The sequence below is a fragment of the Marinobacterium sp. xm-m-312 genome (assembly GCF_013283295.1).
Taxonomy (GTDB): Bacteria; Pseudomonadota; Gammaproteobacteria; order Pseudomonadales; family Balneatricaceae; genus Marinobacterium_E.
Genome location: NZ_WBYS01000001.1, coordinates 1 through 19,336, shown reverse-complemented (window position 1 = coordinate 19,336; position 19,336 = coordinate 1). Strand labels below are relative to the sequence as shown.

Annotated in this window: 15 protein-coding genes; 7 read left to right on the top strand and 8 right to left on the bottom strand. The window is 42.8% G+C overall.

Features of this window, described 5'->3' with window-relative positions; genetic code table 11:
• Positions 1-2: 2 nt before the first annotated feature.
• Entirely contained in the window at positions 3-1,379 is a 1,377-nt protein-coding gene (locus XMM312_RS00075) for a FecR domain-containing protein (protein ID WP_173488471.1), read from the bottom strand.
• 103 nt (positions 1,380-1,482) lie between these two features.
• On the opposite strand from XMM312_RS00075, the gene XMM312_RS00070 reads away from it, so the two are divergent.
• Genes XMM312_RS00070 through XMM312_RS00060 form a run of 3 tightly spaced genes read left to right on the top strand, consistent with a single transcriptional unit; the run spans position 1,483 to position 4,081 of the window.
• On the top strand, positions 1,483-2,178 hold the full coding sequence (locus XMM312_RS00070; RefSeq protein ID WP_173488470.1) for a Crp/Fnr family transcriptional regulator: 696 nt from the start codon (positions 1,483-1,485) through the stop codon (positions 2,176-2,178).
• Positions 2,178-3,377, top strand: a complete 1,200-nt coding sequence (locus XMM312_RS00065; RefSeq protein ID WP_173488469.1) for a glycosyltransferase family 4 protein — start codon at positions 2,178-2,180, stop codon at positions 3,375-3,377. The genes XMM312_RS00070 and XMM312_RS00065 overlap by 1 nt, the downstream gene beginning before the upstream one ends.
• Positions 3,374-4,081: a PIG-L deacetylase family protein gene (locus XMM312_RS00060; RefSeq protein WP_173488468.1), complete on the top strand. Its 708-nt coding sequence runs from the start codon at positions 3,374-3,376 to the stop codon at positions 4,079-4,081. Before XMM312_RS00065 ends, XMM312_RS00060 begins: the two co-directional genes overlap by 4 nt.
• 21 nt (positions 4,082-4,102) lie before the next feature.
• Here XMM312_RS00060 and XMM312_RS00055 read toward each other — a convergent pair whose 3' ends face one another.
• Genes XMM312_RS00055 through XMM312_RS00045 form a run of 3 tightly spaced genes read right to left on the bottom strand, consistent with a single transcriptional unit; the run spans position 4,103 to position 10,264 of the window.
• Entirely contained in the window at positions 4,103-7,258 is a 3,156-nt protein-coding gene (locus XMM312_RS00055; RefSeq protein WP_173488467.1) for a glycosyltransferase, read from the bottom strand.
• Positions 7,255-9,465: a GNAT family N-acetyltransferase gene (locus XMM312_RS00050; RefSeq protein WP_173488466.1), complete on the bottom strand. Its 2,211-nt coding sequence runs from the start codon at positions 9,463-9,465 to the stop codon at positions 7,255-7,257. The genes XMM312_RS00055 and XMM312_RS00050 overlap by 4 nt, the downstream gene beginning before the upstream one ends.
• Positions 9,455-10,264, bottom strand: a complete 810-nt coding sequence (locus tag XMM312_RS00045) for an ABC transporter permease (RefSeq protein ID WP_173488465.1) — start codon at positions 10,262-10,264, stop codon at positions 9,455-9,457. Before XMM312_RS00045 ends, XMM312_RS00050 begins: the two co-directional genes overlap by 11 nt.
• A gap of 180 nt (positions 10,265-10,444) precedes the next feature.
• Between XMM312_RS00045 and XMM312_RS00040 the strand changes: the two genes are divergently transcribed.
• The 4 genes from XMM312_RS00040 to XMM312_RS00025 are packed head-to-tail and all read left to right on the top strand — an operon-like array spanning position 10,445 to position 15,789.
• Complete coding sequence (locus tag XMM312_RS00040; protein WP_217363859.1) at positions 10,445-12,160, top strand: type I secretion system permease/ATPase; 1,716 nt, start codon at positions 10,445-10,447, stop codon at positions 12,158-12,160.
• A gap of 10 nt (positions 12,161-12,170) precedes the next feature.
• Positions 12,171-13,505 carry an HlyD family type I secretion periplasmic adaptor subunit gene (locus XMM312_RS00035; protein ID WP_173488464.1) on the top strand — a complete coding sequence of 445 codons (1,335 nt, stop codon included), beginning with the start codon at positions 12,171-12,173 and terminating at the stop codon, positions 13,503-13,505.
• 1 nt (position 13,506) lies between these two features.
• Positions 13,507-14,850: a TolC family protein gene (locus tag XMM312_RS00030; RefSeq protein ID WP_173488463.1), complete on the top strand. Its 1,344-nt coding sequence runs from the start codon at positions 13,507-13,509 to the stop codon at positions 14,848-14,850.
• Positions 14,851-14,859: 9 nt separating this feature from the next.
• Positions 14,860-15,789 carry a glycosyltransferase gene (locus tag XMM312_RS00025; protein ID WP_173488462.1) on the top strand — a complete coding sequence of 310 codons (930 nt, stop codon included), beginning with the start codon at positions 14,860-14,862 and terminating at the stop codon, positions 15,787-15,789.
• Here XMM312_RS00025 and rfbD read toward each other — a convergent pair.
• The 4 genes from rfbD to rfbB are packed head-to-tail and all read right to left on the bottom strand — an operon-like array spanning position 15,773 to position 19,159.
• Positions 15,773-16,663 carry a dTDP-4-dehydrorhamnose reductase gene (gene rfbD / locus XMM312_RS00020; RefSeq protein ID WP_371743460.1) on the bottom strand — a complete coding sequence of 297 codons (891 nt, stop codon included), beginning with the start codon at positions 16,661-16,663 and terminating at the stop codon, positions 15,773-15,775. The genes XMM312_RS00025 and rfbD overlap by 17 nt on opposite strands.
• A 1-nt stretch (position 16,664) precedes the next feature.
• Positions 16,665-17,207: a dTDP-4-dehydrorhamnose 3,5-epimerase gene (gene rfbC / locus XMM312_RS00015; RefSeq protein ID WP_173488461.1), complete on the bottom strand. Its 543-nt coding sequence runs from the start codon at positions 17,205-17,207 to the stop codon at positions 16,665-16,667.
• A 5-nt stretch (positions 17,208-17,212) separates the two neighbouring features.
• The gene (gene rfbA, locus XMM312_RS00010; protein ID WP_173488460.1) at positions 17,213-18,082 is read right to left on the bottom strand and encodes a glucose-1-phosphate thymidylyltransferase RfbA; all 870 of its coding nucleotides are present in this window, start codon (positions 18,080-18,082) and stop codon (positions 17,213-17,215) included.
• Positions 18,083-18,097: 15 nt separating this feature from the next.
• Positions 18,098-19,159, bottom strand: coding sequence for a dTDP-glucose 4,6-dehydratase (gene rfbB / locus XMM312_RS00005; RefSeq protein WP_173488459.1), 1,062 nt, complete (start codon positions 19,157-19,159; stop codon positions 18,098-18,100).
• Between the last annotated feature and the right edge of the window lie 177 nt (positions 19,160-19,336).

Below are 19,336 nucleotides of genomic sequence, written 5' to 3'. Positions count from 1 at the left end.
GCTTACTGTTTATTCCAAAGCGTAGTCCCCTCAACAAGGAAACCATTACTATTTAATTGGAAGAAATAGGCAGCCTCAGAAAGGTCTGGTGATAGCGCACCTGCCACCCATTGGTTTGGTGTACGAGTAACAAATACTCCATTGGAGCTTACAACACCACTTTCGCTTAAGCTTACATAGTCTGTTAATGCGGAATGCATCAACAAATCAGTTGAATAGGCCCCTAACCCAAAATCCAATTTCAACTCACCACCAAGATTAGCCAACTTGGAAGAGGCTCCATTAGAGGACGCTTCTGCCTGAAAACCCTGCAAACTAAAATCTATAACACCTTCATTAGGCATGCTTTGAAACTTACCCGCTCGAAACAGACCGTATTCAGTATTACCTAAAACTGAAGCACGCCCTATCTTTGCTGAAGAGTAATCCAGAGCAAGCTCATCCGCCGATACAGCCCCACTCCAACGCCCCCAAACAAGCTGTCTACTCACAAGATCAGAGCTCAGGTTTGACGCAATTTGAGCTGATTCTGCAAGCGGCTCAACATCATCAATTTTTGTAGCTTCAGTAGTATCGTCAGATTTAGAGTCAGATTCTGCCAAGTCTTTGATAGGCTCAGCTGTACCTAGATCGTTCGATGCACTCGCTTTATCCAACTCGCCTTGCTGCTGAAGGAGCTTGATTGCATCAATAACAGACATCAGACGCGCCTCATTGGAGTCAAATCCAACAACAACAACACGACTATCTCCAGCAAATAGTTCAACGAAGCCCTCACCACACGGACCCAAAGACGACTGCAGACATTCGCTTGAGTATGGCGCAACAACTATACCGCCAGAATTCACCGAAGCCTGCAAACCCGTGTCGCTGGCAAATACTTCATAATCCGTACCGCGCACACCAATCGCCGCTACTGGGGTATTAAGACGGTACTTATCTTTGGCATGCTGAGCACCTTTACCCGAAATTGAGCGCGCCACTCCACGTATGAGTTCCAATTTTATCTCAGAGTTCTCGGGCGCTGCTTCGTCGTAGAAATATCGTACGACCTGCAATTTAGTTCCAGGACGCGCGCTAATAAGCGCACCATCAACAAAATGAATATGGACAATTCCATCTGCGCCCGTAACAAGGGCATCCCCTTCAAAGATCGAACCATTCTCCTGAAGGCTTATAGTCGTTCCCTGTCGCTCAACTTTAACATCGCCAACCAAATATGTTGCCTTCGCGATCTCTGACGCAATAGCGACCTGCATGCCCAGCAAAATCGTAACGAGCAAGTAAAAAGGAAATATCAAAAATTTTATCGACTTCATATAACCATCTAACCCACAGAAAAGGTGCGGATTCAAATTTCTAGGCGTGTAATAGTACATAATTGATTAAAACAGTTCTGTGATGACGATCACAATAGAGGAACAATTCCGTTTAACATCACGAGATGTATTTATAAAGTAAAGTTTGTGCGAAAATCCTCGCATGCAAACTAACCCTGTTACAGTTGAACTATTGCGAACCTTCCCTTTGCTGAACAGCCTAAGTCCTCAGCAACTGGAAGAGCTAACACTGTTTACCGAACTGAAGCACCTGAACAGAAGGGCTATCATTTATGAAACTGATCAGCCTAGCGATAAGCTATTCTTTCTATTTGAGGGACGCCTACAGGGCATAGATTTTACAATTGATGGCAGGGAAGTTGGTTTGTTTTTTGTTGAAAAGGGCGGCTACTGTGGTGAATTAGCCCTTTTTGACCAACAAGCTTACCCTGAAACACTGATTACTACTGTTAAATCTACTGTCATCTCTGTAAACATCCAAAAGATGAGAGAACTTGCATTTAATACTCCGATACTAATGAGCGAATTAGGTGAAAGGCTTGCAGGAAAAGTAAGGCTTCTTAATAACCAGAGAAGACTTTTGGCTATTGGCGATATCCCTCAGCGCGTTTGCGCACAACTTGTACTACTCGCAAAGGACAGTAGCGTTAATTCCATAAGCCACCCCCCTACACACCAAGAAATTGCCATCATGCTTAATACAAGCAGGGAAACTGTTACACGTATTTTCCAGCGACTCTCAACAAAACAACTCATTGATAAAGATGGCGCGCAAACTTTAATTATCAAGGATATATCAGCTCTACAACGTATTGCTAACGGAGAGCTTCCCCTCTAATGCACTCATCAACAACTACTGCACCCTACAGAGTCCTAATCGTTTCCAGGGAACGAGGCTTAGATAGCCAGTATGGACTGGGCAAGTCGATTCAAAAGATTTGCTCAAATATCGAAAAGGACACAATCATCTTCAAATATGTAAGCCTTAGCGATACAGAGCAGTACCATAGAAAATGGCGAGGCATTTTCACTCTTTTTTGCAAGCCATTTGGTAACGCAGGTGATATTTTAAAGGAGGCTTTATTACAAGGCATGTATGCTGCCTCGGTTATCAGACTTGATAGCTCAATTCACGCAGTCTGGTTCCAAGACCCATACATGATAGCGGGATTCCAACTTGGCCTAATCAAACAAGGAAAATTTAAAAGCCCACTCCCCCTTTTTTTATCGGAGCACGGATTGGGTAGCTATACATCCGCAATTAAACAAGACGGCGTTTCTGTCCCGCGCTACATTTACAAAGCCCTTATTCAAATTGAGCAATTCTTGATCAAAGATGTCGCCAATGTATTTTTCCCTTCAAAGGCGGCACTTGAAGCGGCAGGCCAAGACTTTTCGCTCAGCCACACGCCCAAAAACTGGCTGGCAATTCCCCATGGCCGCAATAATATTAGCGATCTAAGCATACCAACGATTCGTGAAGCAAAAAGTAACAATGCTAAGCAAGCTATGGTGCTAGCGGTAGGAAGATTAGCACCTGTTAAAAACTACCCCATTCTTATTGGGGCGATCGCAGAGCTGCAATCTCAGGGCTACCCAATACAACTAATAATCGCAGGAGCTGGTGACCTAGCTGAGTTCCGGGTTACAAATAACACAGACAGACTTCACCCACCCCCCATCCTAGGGCATAGTGAGGATGTGCAAACACTTTATTCGGAGTGCACGATTTATGTAAGCTGCTGTGAAAATGAATCGTTTGGCCTGGCAAACTTAGAAGCCATGTCTGCAGGCGCAGCTTGCATACTACCTAACAAAGGTGCCGCTGCAGAAATAGGGGCGTTAGGGGCAATACTAATAACCATGAATAAAACGAATCTTGTTAGTGCCATAAAAGAGCTACTTGACGACCAGAATCAACTAATACATTGGCAAACAAAAGCAAAAGAGGCTTCATCCCAGCACCCAACCTGGATAGAGACTTCAAAACAGTATCAAGCTGCACTCCTTAGAGGATTGGCTAAACAGTCTATATGAATAACCTTTACCCGCAATTATTGAATGTATCAAAGGCGCTTGCCTTTATCCCACACCCAGATGATGAGGCAATTGGCTGCGGCGGGCTACTTTACACGCTAGCCAAACAGGGCTGTGACATCATTGTTGTACTTGTTACAAACGGAGACGGGGGCGGGGTACTTCCCGAGAACACTTCGGAGCTTAGGATTTCGGAATTTAAAAGCTCTTTAAAAAAACTGGGCATTCAACGTGAGGCTATATATTTAATGCTTCCGGATGGAAGGCTCTGTCACGAGCCACTACTAAAAAGCCATATCCAATCTCTCGTCTTAGAACATAAAGCAGACCTTGTGATCAGCCCCTGGTTTGGTGACAACCATCCGGACCATCGATTGATTGGTGAGTACGTTAAAGCGGCCAGCAACTCCAAAGAGACGACAATGCTCTACTACGAAGTATGGAACCCTTGCCCTGCTAACTCATATCTCGATATATCTGATATTTGGGATCACAAAGTAAATGCATTATTGCAACATGAAACGGCCCTAAAGTACGGTGATTATTTTAGAGCCATGGAGGGGCTTGCAGCCTACAGAAGCTTGCTTATCCCTATGAAAGGCGATAGCCAAAAGCGATATGCCGAGGCATATTATGCTGAACAGAACAAAGCTCATGGCACAAAAGAGAGGATAGCGCGTTTACTCAATCGCTTGAAGGCTTAACCTCAATAGCCAAACAACACCTTAAGGCTTGTAACCTAGTACTTTATTTTTCACCCAAATCTGTAGACTCATCGGTATACGGCGCATCAAAGGGCTTAGAAAAGGCAAAGTCCTAGCTATATACAACAAACCCACCACCCTTAGACGAACTGAATTATCTGCACTCTTAAGATTGAAAGATTCTGCTGGAACCGTTTGCATCAGATCGTTGAACTTAGCCATTTCTGTAAAAACAGTCGGATTTTTTGTATAAATTTCCTTGTAAAAACTTTGCGCCTGCTCGGATTTAATCACCGTTTCATTAAGTTCGGAATGAGATGCATTTACTGGGCATCCCCCAGATTGAATTTCAACGAAAAAATCTAACCACTGCTGTGGCGTTGAGTCGTAACTCAATAGCCAAGTGTTGCCACGATACTGAAGCCTTTCAACAAAAGCCCCAATATCTGTAGCCACAATTGGCAAGCCTAAAGCCATAGCTGTACTTAAGGTATAGGAGTATGTTTCAGGCCATATTGCCGGAAACCAAACCAGGTCTGGCTTCCACTCTTCGAGCATATGGACCAACTGATCTTGCTGATATCGACCTGTAACGTCGATGGATTTATCTAGCGATCGGTAAGCGTGTCCAAACAGCTTGAACGCAACAGGCGCCTGCTCTTTGATGCAAAGGCGAGCAACATCATCTAATACATCCGCACCTTTGATTTTCGACATTCCACCCAACACAGCCACTCTTAAGGGTCGATCACTAACAGCGATATTTAAGACAGGAACCTGTGTTTCTAAATCCAAATGAGGAACAACTACCAATTTATTACTGGCGATATATTTACTCATTCGACTAGCGCAATCCTTGCTTGGAGCAATCAAAAGCTGCTGCTGCTCCATCCAATCAACCAATGAATCGCGCCATTCTGCTACCGATGAACAGCCAACTACCGGACGTTTTGCTACACACTGCTCACAAGCCTGAATATTCGGCTCTCCACAATACTTCCCTTCAGCAGTGGATAGGCTAATTTGCGGGCAAACCGTATAGTAGTCATGAATTGTAAAATAACTAGGCACATTTAAAAGTGCCGGCAATTCATTAAGTTTAGCTGGCAAACCGATATGGTGATGCCAATGAATAAAACTAAAACCAAGTGAATCTAACAACTCAATCAGTAATTCAAACTGGCCATCAAGCTCAAATTTTAATGCGATTGCAGAACCACTATTAAGCAGCTCTAGACGCACTGTTCCAGCCTCAGCAGGCTTCAGCTGACACCAACCTATAGAATCGAAATTTGATACTAGGTCGTCAATATTTTGAGCTACGCCGCCGCCTCTGTCGTGAGTTACGATTAAACCACGCGTTTTAAATACACTCTGAAACAAACTCAATGCAGCATTTACACGCGCTCGCTTAGCTGGATCTAGAGCAATAAAACGATGCACATCTTTACTATAGGATGGATAGTCTTGCTCAATTATCTGCAATGCAGCACTTGCACGTTCGTCCCTGACTTCATCTCCAAAGCTTACACTTCCCTTGTGCCAAACAAACGTGTCCAGTGCATGCAGATGCTTCCAACCTCGCGCCGCAGTTCTAAGACAGAACTCATTCTCCTCCCCATAGCCTTTACCGAACTTTTCGACATCGAAAAGCCCCGCATCATTGAGGCTAGAGCGAGTAATGTACATGCAAAAACCGATTGCGGTCGGCACTTCAACCACTTGAGCATGATTGCAGCGTTTGAAAGCCTCATCTATTTCAAAGACAGACTTACCAAACATCAAATCGTTATCTTCACAAAAACCAGGAAAACTGCAGATGGTCGCATTATTAGAAAATGGTGTTACAGAGCTGACGGGTTCCGGGTAGCTGTATGCTGCATTTAGCATTCTATCCAACCAGTCATTACTCACTTCAGCATCGGAATTGAGTAGCACAACATCATTATTGGTTTCACGCATACCTCGATTTACAGTCGCCACAAAACCTAAATTCACATCATTTTCTAGCAACAAGTAATTACGTCGCTTAGCATCAATTCGAAGCCACTCAGTCACCTCTGGCTCTGGACTGCAATCGTTAATCACTACCAATTCTGTTTTTGTTTTACAAAATGGTGCGCTTTCAATCACGCTATTGATACAGGCCTGCGTCTCCTCCAAACCTTTGTACACAGGCACAATCACAGAAACTGCCGAAGGAGCTTCCCCTAAATCACCTCGCGTGACAGCTTTCTTTACAGAAACTTTGCGATGTAGCCTTCTAAGCCCTGCTTTAAGATAATTTTTGGGACGCAGAAGTGAAGTCAACATGGTGACTTCTGAATTTAAGTTCATGATCAAACTATGTAACTCACTGTTGTGCCTCGAGACTTCATTCAGCTCATATTTAAGACGATCACGAAGATCTGAAGCACTAGTCAGCGCGACCAGGCAATCGGAGTGTAAAGGCCCTAAATGCTTCTCATAAATTTTTTGTCGCACCTTGCTATAGGCACCAACATCGCGATCGGCTGACATCCCAGACAAACCCATAAACACCCGATACAAGGCCGTTTGACTTGGAACGTGGATAAACTCACCGTGCTTTGACAAAGATAGCCAAAAGTCCCAATCTTCTAGTGAAGTAAATGCTGTATCAAATCGAATCCCTTCACTCGAAACCTTTGCAAGATCGAACAAACAACTGTGAATTGGAATGATATTACCTAAAAGCAAGGACTCTCTGCTCCAGGGCTCCTGTTTAACTGATCGTTGTTGCAAACCACCCTGCTCAACAACCATTACCGTATCCGAATAGGCAGCAATACACCCAGGATTGAGCTGAAGCGCATAAACTAAATTTTCAATATGTCGAGGGGCGATAAGATCATCATCATCTAAAAACAACGCATAATCTTCCTCACGCTGAGTCGCAGCAGCTAGCAGCACATTTGCAGCGTCAGGTCGATGAAGTTGCTGATCTGACTCCAAGAAATTAACCGAATAATTATCCGCAATAGCACTATGAGGCTGCCCAGTTGCGTTAACTAGATATATGTTAATTGCTTGATAGGTTTGTTTTCTTACAGAAGCAAGGGTTGCGTCTAAGGTATTTCGATCCATACTTCGAATCAAAATTGCAACGCTTGGTGTTTGCCCTGACTCTAACCCTTTGTCACTAGCAAAATTCTTCATCGAGAATCAGTATCTCCACCCCAAAGCCACCATTTCCCTTTAAGGACTAATGGGTCTGAATTATCTTTAAGTTCATCACCGGGGATGCTAAGCGGTAATCTTTGACTAGTGCAACCTGATGCCTGCAAGGTATTAGACACTGATCCCGATACTATGGCGAAGACAAGACTTACACCTTGATGCATTTTTACATGCATTAAATGCGACAAGACTTCATCTAAATATGCCTTTGGCGCTATAAGATCCATGAGCTCCACAGAACCATCATCGCTTAACCTTGTTACCGCCACACCAATTGGCTCTCCCGAGAATCGAGTGTAGAAGAGCAAGCAATCATACTCCGAATCCGGTCTATCTAAATATCGATGCGCCAGCCATTCAGCATCTTTAACGTTCACAGCTAAATCTTTTAAATCCGGATGTGTTTTATTCCAAACCCGATCTAAATAGGCAAAGTCCGATCGATCAAATGTGCGACAACCCAATGCACGCCTATTCATTAGGCAAGTATTCCACTCCAATCGGGCTAGCGAATCTATTCGAGTATATGTTTTAAGTTTCTCACCCAACTCCTGTGCCCGTTCAGTAGGAAAGCCAAATGCAAATGGAAATTCGTACCTTTCGCCTACATAATTTTGAGTAAAGTGCTCTTTTATTCGCTTAAAAAGTTTCGCCTTAGCCAATCCGTTGTCTAACTTAGGATCTAACATAACGTCACAAATTTGTGCGGTTTTGGATGAGGCGCCAAAGATTTTAGAATCTCGAGGCATCACGCCAAAGAACCCAACCAGGTTCGCGCCTTGTTGGGCGACAACGCAGCGATGGATACTACTACTGTATTTCCACCTCCATAAGGATTTGGAAATAGTGACATCAAAACAACGTTTGAATAATGACAGGAGTAGCAATTCGTCATTTTCATTAGCGTATCTAATTAAAATTTCATTATCTTGCTCTGGAAGTACAGAAGGTTTAGATGACTCAAGAGCGTCCAATGCATCATTCCACACCCTGGGCAAACTAACTAAACCAAGCTCACTACCTTTTTGAACTACACGAATATAGGCCGCTTCATTAATCTCATCGTAAACAAATAGGCCTCTGTCACAAAAAAGCATGACTGAAATCTTATAGAGCCCCTTAAGTAGGGGCAGATTAGGGAAACGAAGCGTTAATTGATATGACCCCGCTCCCAATTTATTTGGCTGGATACCATCCACCCAACTACCCACACTCGTAACTAATTGGCCATTTTCGTCATTAATGACTATCGCCACACCAGGAGGCACAACCTGTTCTGATGCCTTAAAAGTGACATTTATAATTAGATCATCAACTTGTGATTCGAATATCAACTCAGCATTTTCACTGCTTGCATTTGTGATGTTGACCGAAACAAATCGTGCTTCATTGGTTTGAAGTTCGCTGTTAACTGCGCCCCCAGCAGAATGGGCTTCAGACTGGTTTAGCGAATCTAGATAGCCCTGATACTCTTTAAGCACATTTGCAGGATTTCCTTGTGCTTTAACTTCACCCTTATCTATCCATATTACTCGATTACAAATCTGCTCTATTTGATACAGTGAATGTGAACAAAAAAGAATTGTCTTGCCCTGATCTCGCAACGCCATTATTCGATCAAACGATTTCTTTGCAAATTCGCCATCGCCAACCGATAACGCCTCATCAATAACTAAAATATCTGGGTTAACAGAGGTTGCAACAGCGAATGCCAAGCGAACAAACATACCGCTTGAGTAGGTTTTAACCGGCTGATCAATAAAGCTCTCTATACCAGCAAAATCAATTATCTCATGCTCTAATGCAACCACGTCCTGCTTAGCAAGCCCCATCAAAGCAGCTGCAAGATGAATGTTTTCTCGGCCCGTAAATTCCGGATTGAATCCAGCCCCTAGCTCTAGAAGAGCAGAAATTTTCCCCGTAATTCTTATACTTCCAGAGGTTGGAGATAGTGTTCCGCAAATGAGTTGAAGCAGTGTAGATTTGCCCGCACCGTTCTTACCGACAATGCCAACAACCTCGCCCTTACCGATCTCTAGATCGACACTTTTAAGCGCGGTGTAGGTTTTGTAATAACAACGTCGCACACCCCAAAAAAGTTGCTTAAATCGTGCTAATGGTGTGGCAAATGATTTATATGTTTTTGATAGAGCTTTAATTTCAATAATCAAATCGCTAGAGGACATCTGAAAATCCTCTTTTTAGGGATTTAAATAGAGTAAAACCCACTAGAAAAACGACCACAGACACTATTGAGTAAACCCCCAGCAAAGCAAAATCGACTCTACCAGCTCCGATCACAACCTCGCGAACCTGCTCAATCATGATGGTCAGTGGGTTAAGATACATAACCAATTGAACTGAATCGGGAACTGCTTTGACTGGGTAAAAAACCGGTGAAAGAAAAAGAAGTGGAGTAATAACCATTCCCACAATATGTTTTAAATCTTGAAAATAAACACCTATAGCAGAAAGAAGTAGAGTCAGGCCCAGCAACATCAAAGCGAAGATTGCCAACAACGGAAACAGCATAACTAACTGCCATCCAAGTTGCTGCTTAAAGACCAGGGTGCCAATTATCAACACTGAGAGGCTTATGCTGGCATAAAACAATGTATTCAAAACGCTAACAGCCGCTAGTAGTTCGATAGGAAAGACAACCTTTTTAACCAAGTTAGGCTGCTCTGAAATTAATCCAGGTGCACGCCCTACAGCGTCTGAAAAAAAGGTGAACAAAATCAGGCCAGCAAATACATTTAAAGCAAAATCAGCATCAATCTCTTGCCCAGGCCAGCGCGCTTTAAACACCCCCTGAAATACGAAGCTATAAACCGCCAACATAACCAAAGGCAGAAGCACTGCCCAAAACAATCCTAGCGCAGAATTTTTGTATTTAGCGGCAATCTCCCGCTTAACCATTTGAAGCAGCAGATATCTATTTTGTGCGGATAATATGGGGAGCAAAACCGGTCCTACAGTCGGCATTTTCAGCCCTATATTACGACCGAAATGCTGTTTCAATATGCGCGTAGATGATAAACTAACTGCAATTATATAACACTTAACCTTCTGTTAGCACTGAACTTAAGTTTCTTGAAGCTTGAAATCTACAGCTATAGACACAACATACAGTTCAACAGCAAACGCGTGTATTAAGGATTTATTTTGACCAAGAAAAAAACCGATCTACAACTTGCACTGAAGGCTTGTAGGAGTAGTTTTATCAGCGTTGGGTTATTCAGTCTATTTATCAACATGTTGATGCTTGTGCCTGCTTTTTACATGCTGCAAGTATACGATCGAGTGGTGGCAAGCGGCAGCATCCCAACACTTGTTGTGCTAACCATTCTCATGATTATTCTCATGGTTACGATGGGGGGGCTTGAATGGGTTCGCTCAAGGATTATGGTCAGAGTAAGCACTCGCTTAGATACATTACTAGGCGGTCGACTATTCAATGCTAGTTTCAGGCAAGCACTCTACAGCAACGGTGCCAACACCTCTGCACAACCTCTTTCAGACATGACTAGTTTGAGACAGTTCTTAACCGGAAATGGGCTCTTTGCTTTTTTTGATGCCCCATGGGTGCCTATATATCTCTTTATAATGTACATATTTCATCCTTTATTTGGTCTTGTGGGCTTGATCAGTGTCATCATCCTTTCAGCCCTTGCATTGATAAACGAAAGGGCCACCAGCAACATGCTAAAGGAAGCAAACCAAGAGAATCTTGGTGCGACGCATTTCACGACTAAAAACCTTAGAAATGCCGAGGTTGTTGAGTCAATGGGAATGCTAAACAACATTAGAAAGCGATGGTTCGAGAGAAATCGTAAGGTACTTGCACTTCAAGGAATCGCAAGTGATCGAGCAGGCATTATCACCACCTTATCAAAATCTTTTCGCTTGATAATTCAGTCCTTAATCTTGGGCTTGGGTGCTTATTTAGCCGTTCAACGTGAAATATCACCTGGCCTGATGATTGCCGGCTCAATTTTACTAGGCCGCGCTCTTGGCCCCATAGACCAGATGATCGGTGCTTGGAAACCATTTGTAGCAGCGCGCGGCCAATACCAGCGCTTAAATGAAATGCTTGCGAAAATTGCTGATGAACCGGAACGAATGTCTCTACCAGTTCCTGATGGCAACATAACACTTGAGCAAGTTATGGTTGCCCCTCCTGGCGCAAAGGCAGCAGTCGTCAAAGGTGTGAATTTTTCTGCACCCGCCGGATCCATGATTGGGATCATCGGTCCAAGTGCCGCGGGAAAATCTACGTTAGCGCGAGCTATTTTAGGCATATGGCCAAGCATGGGCGGTAAAGTAAGACTTGATGGTGCAGATGTATTCTCCTGGAATCGCGAAGAGCTTGGACCGCATTTAGGTTATCTACCTCAGGATATTGAGCTTTTTGAAGGATCAATTAGTGAGAATATTGCTCGTTTTGGAGAGATCGATTCTGAAGGCGTAGTCAAAGCGGCCAAGCTTGCTGGCGTTCATGAAATGATTCTTCGACTACCAGAAGGATACGATACGATCATTGGCACTGCTGGTGGCGGGTTATCTGGCGGGCAAAGACAAAGAATCGGTCTCGCCCGCGCTGTATACGGCTCACCAAAAGTTATTGTACTTGATGAACCTAATTCAAACCTTGACGATGTCGGCGAAGCAGCACTAGCTGATGCCCTTAAGCAACTCAAAGCCCAGTCTACAACGGTATTTATCATTACGCATAGAACTTCAATTCTATCTGCTGTAGATACTCTGCTTGTAATGCGCGACGGTTTACAAACGATGTTTGGCCCTCGAGACGCAGTGCTTAAAGAGTTAAGCAACGCGGCCAAGGCTAATCAGCAAAACACCGAACAGACTCCGGCGTAGGGAAGTTTTAATGAGCACTAAAAACACATTACAGGCAATCCGTAAGGGTGAGTTTGTTCTAGATGTCTCCGATATAAAACCTAAAGCTATAGGCTTTGTGATTCTATTCGTTTGTTTCGGCCTATTTGGTAGTTGGGCATATTTAGCACCAATTGATGGCGCTGCCTATGCTCCAGGTACTGTGGTAGTTAAAAGCTACCGAAAAACTGTTCAACACTTGGAAGGTGGCATAATTAAGTCACTTCTCGTTAAGGAAGGAGACCTTGTCCAAGCTGGCGATGAACTTATCATTTTAGATGACACTCAGTATAAAGCAGAGCTAGGAATTGTTACCGGGCAAGTAATCTCACTTGAAGCGACCAAAGCTCGCTTACAAGCTGAGCGTGATCAATCACAAGCTATTTCATATCCTGACAAACTGCTTTCTCAGAAAAATGATACTAGAGTTAATGAAGCGATCAGAAATGAGCAAGCAGTTTTTGAAGCTAGAAAAGCATCAAGACTTGGTGAAGTGTCGGTTTTTGAGCAAAGACTGGCGCAGATTGATGAGCAAATTACTGGTATAAATGTTCGTATCACTTCGAGAAAGGATCTCAAAAAATCGTATGATGATGAGATAAGAGAACTAAAGTCACTTCTGAACGATGGTTTTGTCGATATTCAGCGTATTCGTGAAATTGAGCGCCGCTCCGCAGAAGTGGCAAGTGAAATATCTGATCTAAAATCAAACGCAGCTTTATCAAAAGTAAAACGCAGCGAAACTGAACTTCAAATACTTCAATTAGAAAAAAATTTTCGCACTGAGGTTGTAGACCAACTCAGTCAAATAGAGGCAAAGCTATTTGATTTAAGCGAGCGAGAACGCGCCCTAGTTGCACGTCTTGAACGGACTATTATTCGTGCTCCAGAAAGTGGAATGGTACTAGGAATGCAGGTGCATACCATAGGTGGCGTTGTTCAGAGCGGGGCTCCTATTCTTGAAATTGTTCCAAGAAATGCTGAGTTAATCGTTGAAGCACAAGTTTCACCCATAGACATTGACAGAGTGAATGAGGGCTTAGAAGTTGATGTTCGCTTTAGTGCTTTCAACTCTCAAACGACCCCGGTTATCTATGGCAAAGTGAATCATTTGTCTGCAGACAGTCTGATTAACAAAGAGACCGGTATTCCCTACTATTTAGCTAAGATCGATATACCTTCAACTGAATTAGCCAAGCTTGGTAATAAAACATTGCTACCCGGTATGCCTGCAGATGCACTCATTAAAACAGGTGAAAGAACACTGGTTACATATTTGCTTAGACCTGCCACTGACGCACTAGCACGCTCATTAATTGAGGATTAAGATGAATTTTTTTTTCATGATTAGGTTGATTCTTCTTAAAGTAATCATCTTCTCGACACCCTTAGTTTTTGCACAAGATAGCATTTCACTAAAGCACTTCGCAGTCGATCTATCCTCTTTATACTCAGAAGCGATTAAAAACGCGCCAGATATCCTTTCAACTGAAGCAGCGGTCAGAAGAGAAGAAGCATTAAGAAGTGCTGCATTGGGAAAACTATTGCCGCAAATCTCTGTGCAATCAAACCTTTCGAAAACCAGATACAAAAACAGTCTGACCAGCACAGATTACACAGGGCGCAAAAGCTCTCTTACGTTGACTCAATCAATCTTTGATGCACCCAGCTATTTCGCTTTTTCAAAGGCCGATCTAAGTATAGTAAAGGCCAATAACACTGCTGAGGCTGCCAAACTAGACCTTGCAATTCAAATTACTCAAGGATACTTCGATATACTTGAATATGAAGAGCAGTCAGACCTTATAAACGCGCAAGTAGAAGTTTTAGAAAAATCTTTAGTTCGTATCAACTCATTGCTAGAAAAGAAACTTGCCACTAAGACAGACATGCTATCTGTTAAAGCGAAACTGGATGCGCAGCGAGCTGATTTGATTGAACAAAAAAACCAAGCCTTACTTTCCAGAGAAGCCCTTTCAGAATTAATTGGTAGGACAGTTGACGAACCGCTTAAGCCGATCGATAGTGCAGCTTCGCTTGTTGAACTTGGAAGCAGAGGAACTTTAGAGCAAATTTTAAATCGTGCGTACATTAAGAACCCAGAAGTTGCAGCAAAGAAAGCTGCTCTAGAGAGCCAAAGAGAGTCCTTATATGAGGCGAGGTCTTCACACCTACCAAAATTGAGTTTACAGGCGTCCGCTGAGGTCTCTAACATTGGATATGCTAACGCACCCACAAATACAACGGAGTCTGGGGTTATTGGTTTAACCCTATCTATCCCTATCTTTTCTGGCGGCTCTACTGAAGCACGTGCAGACGCGAATCGTGAAGCGATCACTATTGCCGAACAAGACCTTGAAGCAGCACAAAGAAAACTGAAAAAGAATATTAAGCTAAGCTATCTTGGTATCAAGAGTGCAAAGTCTAGAATTATTGCATCTTTGGCCGCAGTAAATTCTGCTAAACAAGCGTTATATGCTTCTGAGAAGACGTTCGAATTTGGATTAACCAATGTTGTTGAAGTAGCCAATAAGAGTGCCGAGCACTATAGGAGTTTAATTCAACTCAATAAGGCGAAATACGATCTAGTTAGAAATTACTTGGCACTTGAAGCACTTAGTGGGGGATTATTGAATGATGATCTCGAGACCGTTAACGCACTTTTAAAGTAATTTAGTGCAATGAAGAAAGCTAGTAGTCAGCAGATAGAGACTATAAATGATTGTGATTTTAAGAAAGTCGCGGTATTACTAGCAGCATTCGACGGAGAAAAATGGCTTAACGAACAACTCGACTCAATATTGAATCAAAAAGATGTCAATGTTCATATTTTTATCAGTATCGATCAAAGCACCGATAATACTGAGGCTTTAATCTCTCAGCTCATTGTTAGTGGTGCACCTATCACCCTTGTCTCACATAGATGCCGATTTGGTAGTGCAGGAAAGAATTTCCAGTTTCTTTTCAAAGCAACAAGCGACCTTTTGGAGGAATTCGATTTTGTTGCTCTGTCAGATCAAGACGATATCTGGAAGTTAGATAAATTAAGGGTCTCAATTAATGAGCTGTATACTCGAGGTGTTGACGCCGTATCATCAAATGTTGAGGCATTTTGGGACGTTTCGGGTAGGCGTAAAACTATTGTAAAAAGCCAACCTCAAAATAGCTTAGATCACTTTTTTGAATCCGCAGGTCCTGGATGTACTTTCGTAATGAGGCGATGCGCTTTTAATACATTCCAACAACGCCTGATAGAGAAACCACAACTCTTTGAAAATATCGAATACCACGACTGGTTACTTTATGCATTTTGTCGAGAGAATGACCTGAAGTGGCATATTATTGATAGTCCTCTACTTCACTACAGGCAACATGAAACTAATCAGTTAGGCGCTAATACAGGTTTAGCTGGAGTGTTAAATAGAATTAAGCTGATAAGAAATCACGCTTATCGTGAGCAAGCAATTCTAATTGCTAATGCGGCTGGAAACTCAATGATTAGTAAAAAGTTAAGTAGTCGTTGGTTTGTCTTAAAAAACATTGCGAAGACTCGACGGAATATTAAAGACCGGTTCCTTCTTGCTTGCGCTGTAATCACTGGGCTTTATTGATTTGAGAGAGCTCTTTAAGAACTTGTTCTACACCAACTTGCCAATCCTCAGATTTAACATCAAAGACGGCTTCAATCTTTGAACAATCCAACCTGGAGTTTTTTGGTCTCTTAACTGGTGTAGCAAACTCTTCACTTGTTACAGCGATGAGTCTAGGAGCTTTAGTTAAAAGTTTAAGCTGGACACTTTGTTCAAAGATGTTTGAGGCAAACTGGAACCAATTCACATAAGGGCTACCTGTGAAGTGATACACTCCCCAACACTCGTCCTTAGAATTTTGTATCCGCTTAGCTATGGTTAAAAGAGCATTTGCAATGCCATTAGCACTTGTGGGGCCTCCAAATTGATCACCCACTATAGTTAACTTATCTCTTTCACCCGCCAGTCGAAGCATTGTCTTCAAGAAGTTGTTTCCGTCAGATGAGAAGACCCAAGCAGTTCTCAGTATAATGTGTTTACTTGCTAGAACTCTAACCGCCACTTCACCCGCTAATTTACTCTTACCATAAACACTGACAGGATCTGTTACATCATCTTCACTATACGGATGATTTGACTCACCATTAAAAACATAGTCTGTCGATATGTGAAAAAGCGGGATACCCTGCCTATCACAAGTCTTTGCCAAATTGGCTGGTCCCTTTTCATTCACTGCGTATGCAGCTTCAATTTCACACTCAGCCTTGTCTACAGCTGTATATGCCGCAGCATTAATGACCAAATCAGGTGTTAAACTTGAGATAACCTCAACTACGCGGTCCTGGCGTGTAATATCTAAATCCAGTCGCGTGTAGGGCAAAATACAGGCATTAAAATCAGCCGCTTGACGCTGAATTGCTCTACCAACCTGACCATCCGAGCCAACAAGTAAAATTTTAATTTTGCAATTCCTTTAGTTCAGCCAAGGTTGGTAGCTTAAGATCTTTTTCTGATAATTGAGGATCTTCTATAGGCCAATGTATCGCCACATCCGGATCATTCCAAATCAATCCACCTTCATCTTGAGGATCGTAGTAATCAGTGCATTTATATTGGAAATCAGCAACGTCAGACAATACACAAAAACCATGTGCATAACCGGGTGGTATCCATAATTGGAGGTGGTTATCTGCGTTCAACTCTATGCCAACATACTTACCAAATGTGGCTGATCCAGGGTCAACATCAACAGCCACATCAAAAACAGCACCAGAACTACAACTCACAAGCTTACCTTGGGGGCGGCTTTTCTGAAGGTGTAAGCCACGCAAAACACCTTTTTGTGAACGAGAGTGATTATCCTGCACGAATGGTTGCGTTAACCCTGCTTCTTTATATCTTTCAGCCTGAAAGGTTTCTTTAAAAAAACCCCGGTGATCACCAAAGACTTTAGGTTCAATGATCAAAACCCCGGGCAAAATTGTCTCAGTCACTTTCATACAATTTAAGCCTCTTTAGCAATCTGCAGAAGATACTGGCCATATCCAGTTTTAACCAAGGCCTCGCCCTGTGAAAGCAACTGCCCTTTGCTCAACCAGCCGTTTCTGTAGCCAATCTCTTCCAGACAAGCAACTTTCAAGCCTTGACGATGCTCAATAGTTTGAACGTATTGGCCAGCCTCCATCAAAGAGTCATGTGTACCGGTATCCAGCCAAGCAAAACCACGCCCCATAAGGCTGACGTTTAGGTCACCCAACTGAAGGTAGGCGTTATTTACATCGGTAATTTCAAGTTCACCTCGATGACTCGGCTTAACGGCTTTAGCTATCTCTACAACACGGTTATCGTAAAAATATAGGCCCGTTACTGCGTAGTTAGATTTTGGTTCTAACGGTTTTTCTTCAATTGAAATAGCTTTACCAGACTGATCAAACTCAACGACACCGAAACGCTCTGGATCAGAAACATGGTAACCAAACACTGTAGCGCCAGAAGCTCTTTGAGCCGCCTCTTTTAACATCCCACTAAAGCCATAACCATAAAAGATGTTGTCACCCAGTATCAGACTCACACTGTCATCACCAATAAACTCTTCACCAATGATAAAAGCCTGTGCTAACCCATCAGGAGATGGCTGCGCTGCATACGACAAATCAATACCAAAGCAACTACCATCACCCAGCAGCTCTTGAAATGCTGGAAGATCATGCGGTGTTGATATCACAAGAATATCTTTAATACCTGCCAGCATCAAAACTGAGAGCGGGTAATAGATCATCGGCTTGTCATAAATTGGAAGCATCTGCTTAGAGACACCCTTTGTGATAGGGTGGAGACGTGTTCCTGAACCACCAGCTAAGATTATACCTTTCATCTACAAATATCTCCGTTACTCACCGATACGATCCAAACGATAGTCACCGTCTAAAACACGCTGCCACCAGACCTGGTTATCCAAATACCACTGAACAGTCTTACGAAGACCCGATTCAAATGTTTCAACAGGCTTCCATCCAAGTTCTTGTGCAATCTTTGAAGCATCAATTGCATAACGCAAATCGTGACCAGGACGGTCTTTGACATATGTAATCAAGTCTTTATAAGAATCTACACCTTCAGGTTTTGCTGGATGCATCTCTTCTAATAAATCACAAAGAGTATTCACAACTTCTATATTCTGCTTCTCATTGTGCCCCCCAATGTTGTAGGTAGATCCAATTTCAGCTGTCGTTGCGACAAGTACTAGAGCACGGGCATGATCTTCAACAAATAACCAATCACGTATTTGATTACCTTTACCATAAACCGGTAACGGCTTACCCGCTAAGGCATTCAAAATCATGTGGGGTATAAGTTTTTCTGGAAAATGATAAGGGCCGTAATTGTTAGAACAGTTGGTTAATACAACAGGCAAACCAAAGGTGCGATGCCATGCACGCACTAGGTGATCTGAGCTTGCCTTAGAAGCAGAGTATGGTGAACTTGGCGCGTAAGAGGTGGACTCGGTAAAAAGATCGTCAGTTCCTTCTAGATCACCGTATACTTCATCGGTTGATATATGATGAAATCTAAATACAGATTGACGCTCTGGTGACAATTCATTGTAATAAGTACGCGACGCCTCGAGTAAATGATAAGTACCAATAATGTTCGTTTCTATGAATTCTGCAGGTCCATCAATTGACCGATCCACATGACTTTCAGCGGCCAAATGCATAATAATATCTGGCTGGAATTGAGCTAAAACATCGTCAAGTGCGTGTCGATCACAAATATCAATCTGCTTAAATAGATAACGATCTGAGTCATCTACAGTTGATAGTGAGTCTAAATTACCTGCATAAGTCAATTTGTCTAAATTGAAAACGCTATATGGTGTGTCGTTGATGATATGACGAACAACTGCTGAGCCAATAAAACCAGCACCACCAGTGACTAAAATATTTAACATGAAATAACCTCTGTAGGTCCATTATATCGTACAAAACCTACGGTACATATGGGCACCTCGAAAAACCCGGCTTATACGTTGCCGAACGGGCTGAGCTAACCGCAAGACTCCAGTTTTAATCGATTACGTCTCGTTTTGGGGCCCTCTGGACCTGCAGCGGAGGTCTCTGTGTGCCCA

Coding starts and splice junctions, on each gene's coding strand:
- XMM312_RS00075 (WP_173488471.1), bottom strand. CDS start 1,379: ATGTACTATTACACGCCTAGAAATTTGAATCCGCACCTTTTCTGTGGG.
- XMM312_RS00070 (WP_173488470.1), top strand. CDS start 1,483: ATGCAAACTAACCCTGTTACAGTTGAACTATTGCGAACCTTCCCTTTG.
- XMM312_RS00065 (WP_173488469.1), top strand. CDS start 2,178: ATGCACTCATCAACAACTACTGCACCCTACAGAGTCCTAATCGTTTCC.
- XMM312_RS00060 (WP_173488468.1), top strand. CDS start 3,374: ATGAATAACCTTTACCCGCAATTATTGAATGTATCAAAGGCGCTTGCC.
- XMM312_RS00055 (WP_173488467.1), bottom strand. CDS start 7,258: ATGAAGAATTTTGCTAGTGACAAAGGGTTAGAGTCAGGGCAAACACCA.
- XMM312_RS00050 (WP_173488466.1), bottom strand. CDS start 9,465: ATGTCCTCTAGCGATTTGATTATTGAAATTAAAGCTCTATCAAAAACA.
- XMM312_RS00045 (WP_173488465.1), bottom strand. CDS start 10,264: ATGCCGACTGTAGGACCGGTTTTGCTCCCCATATTATCCGCACAAAAT.
- XMM312_RS00035 (WP_173488464.1), top strand. CDS start 12,171: ATGAGCACTAAAAACACATTACAGGCAATCCGTAAGGGTGAGTTTGTT.
- XMM312_RS00030 (WP_173488463.1), top strand. CDS start 13,507: ATGAATTTTTTTTTCATGATTAGGTTGATTCTTCTTAAAGTAATCATC.
- XMM312_RS00025 (WP_173488462.1), top strand. CDS start 14,860: ATGAAGAAAGCTAGTAGTCAGCAGATAGAGACTATAAATGATTGTGAT.
- rfbC (WP_173488461.1), bottom strand. CDS start 17,207: ATGAAAGTGACTGAGACAATTTTGCCCGGGGTTTTGATCATTGAACCT.
- rfbA (WP_173488460.1), bottom strand. CDS start 18,082: ATGAAAGGTATAATCTTAGCTGGTGGTTCAGGAACACGTCTCCACCCT.
- rfbB (WP_173488459.1), bottom strand. CDS start 19,159: ATGTTAAATATTTTAGTCACTGGTGGTGCTGGTTTTATTGGCTCAGCA.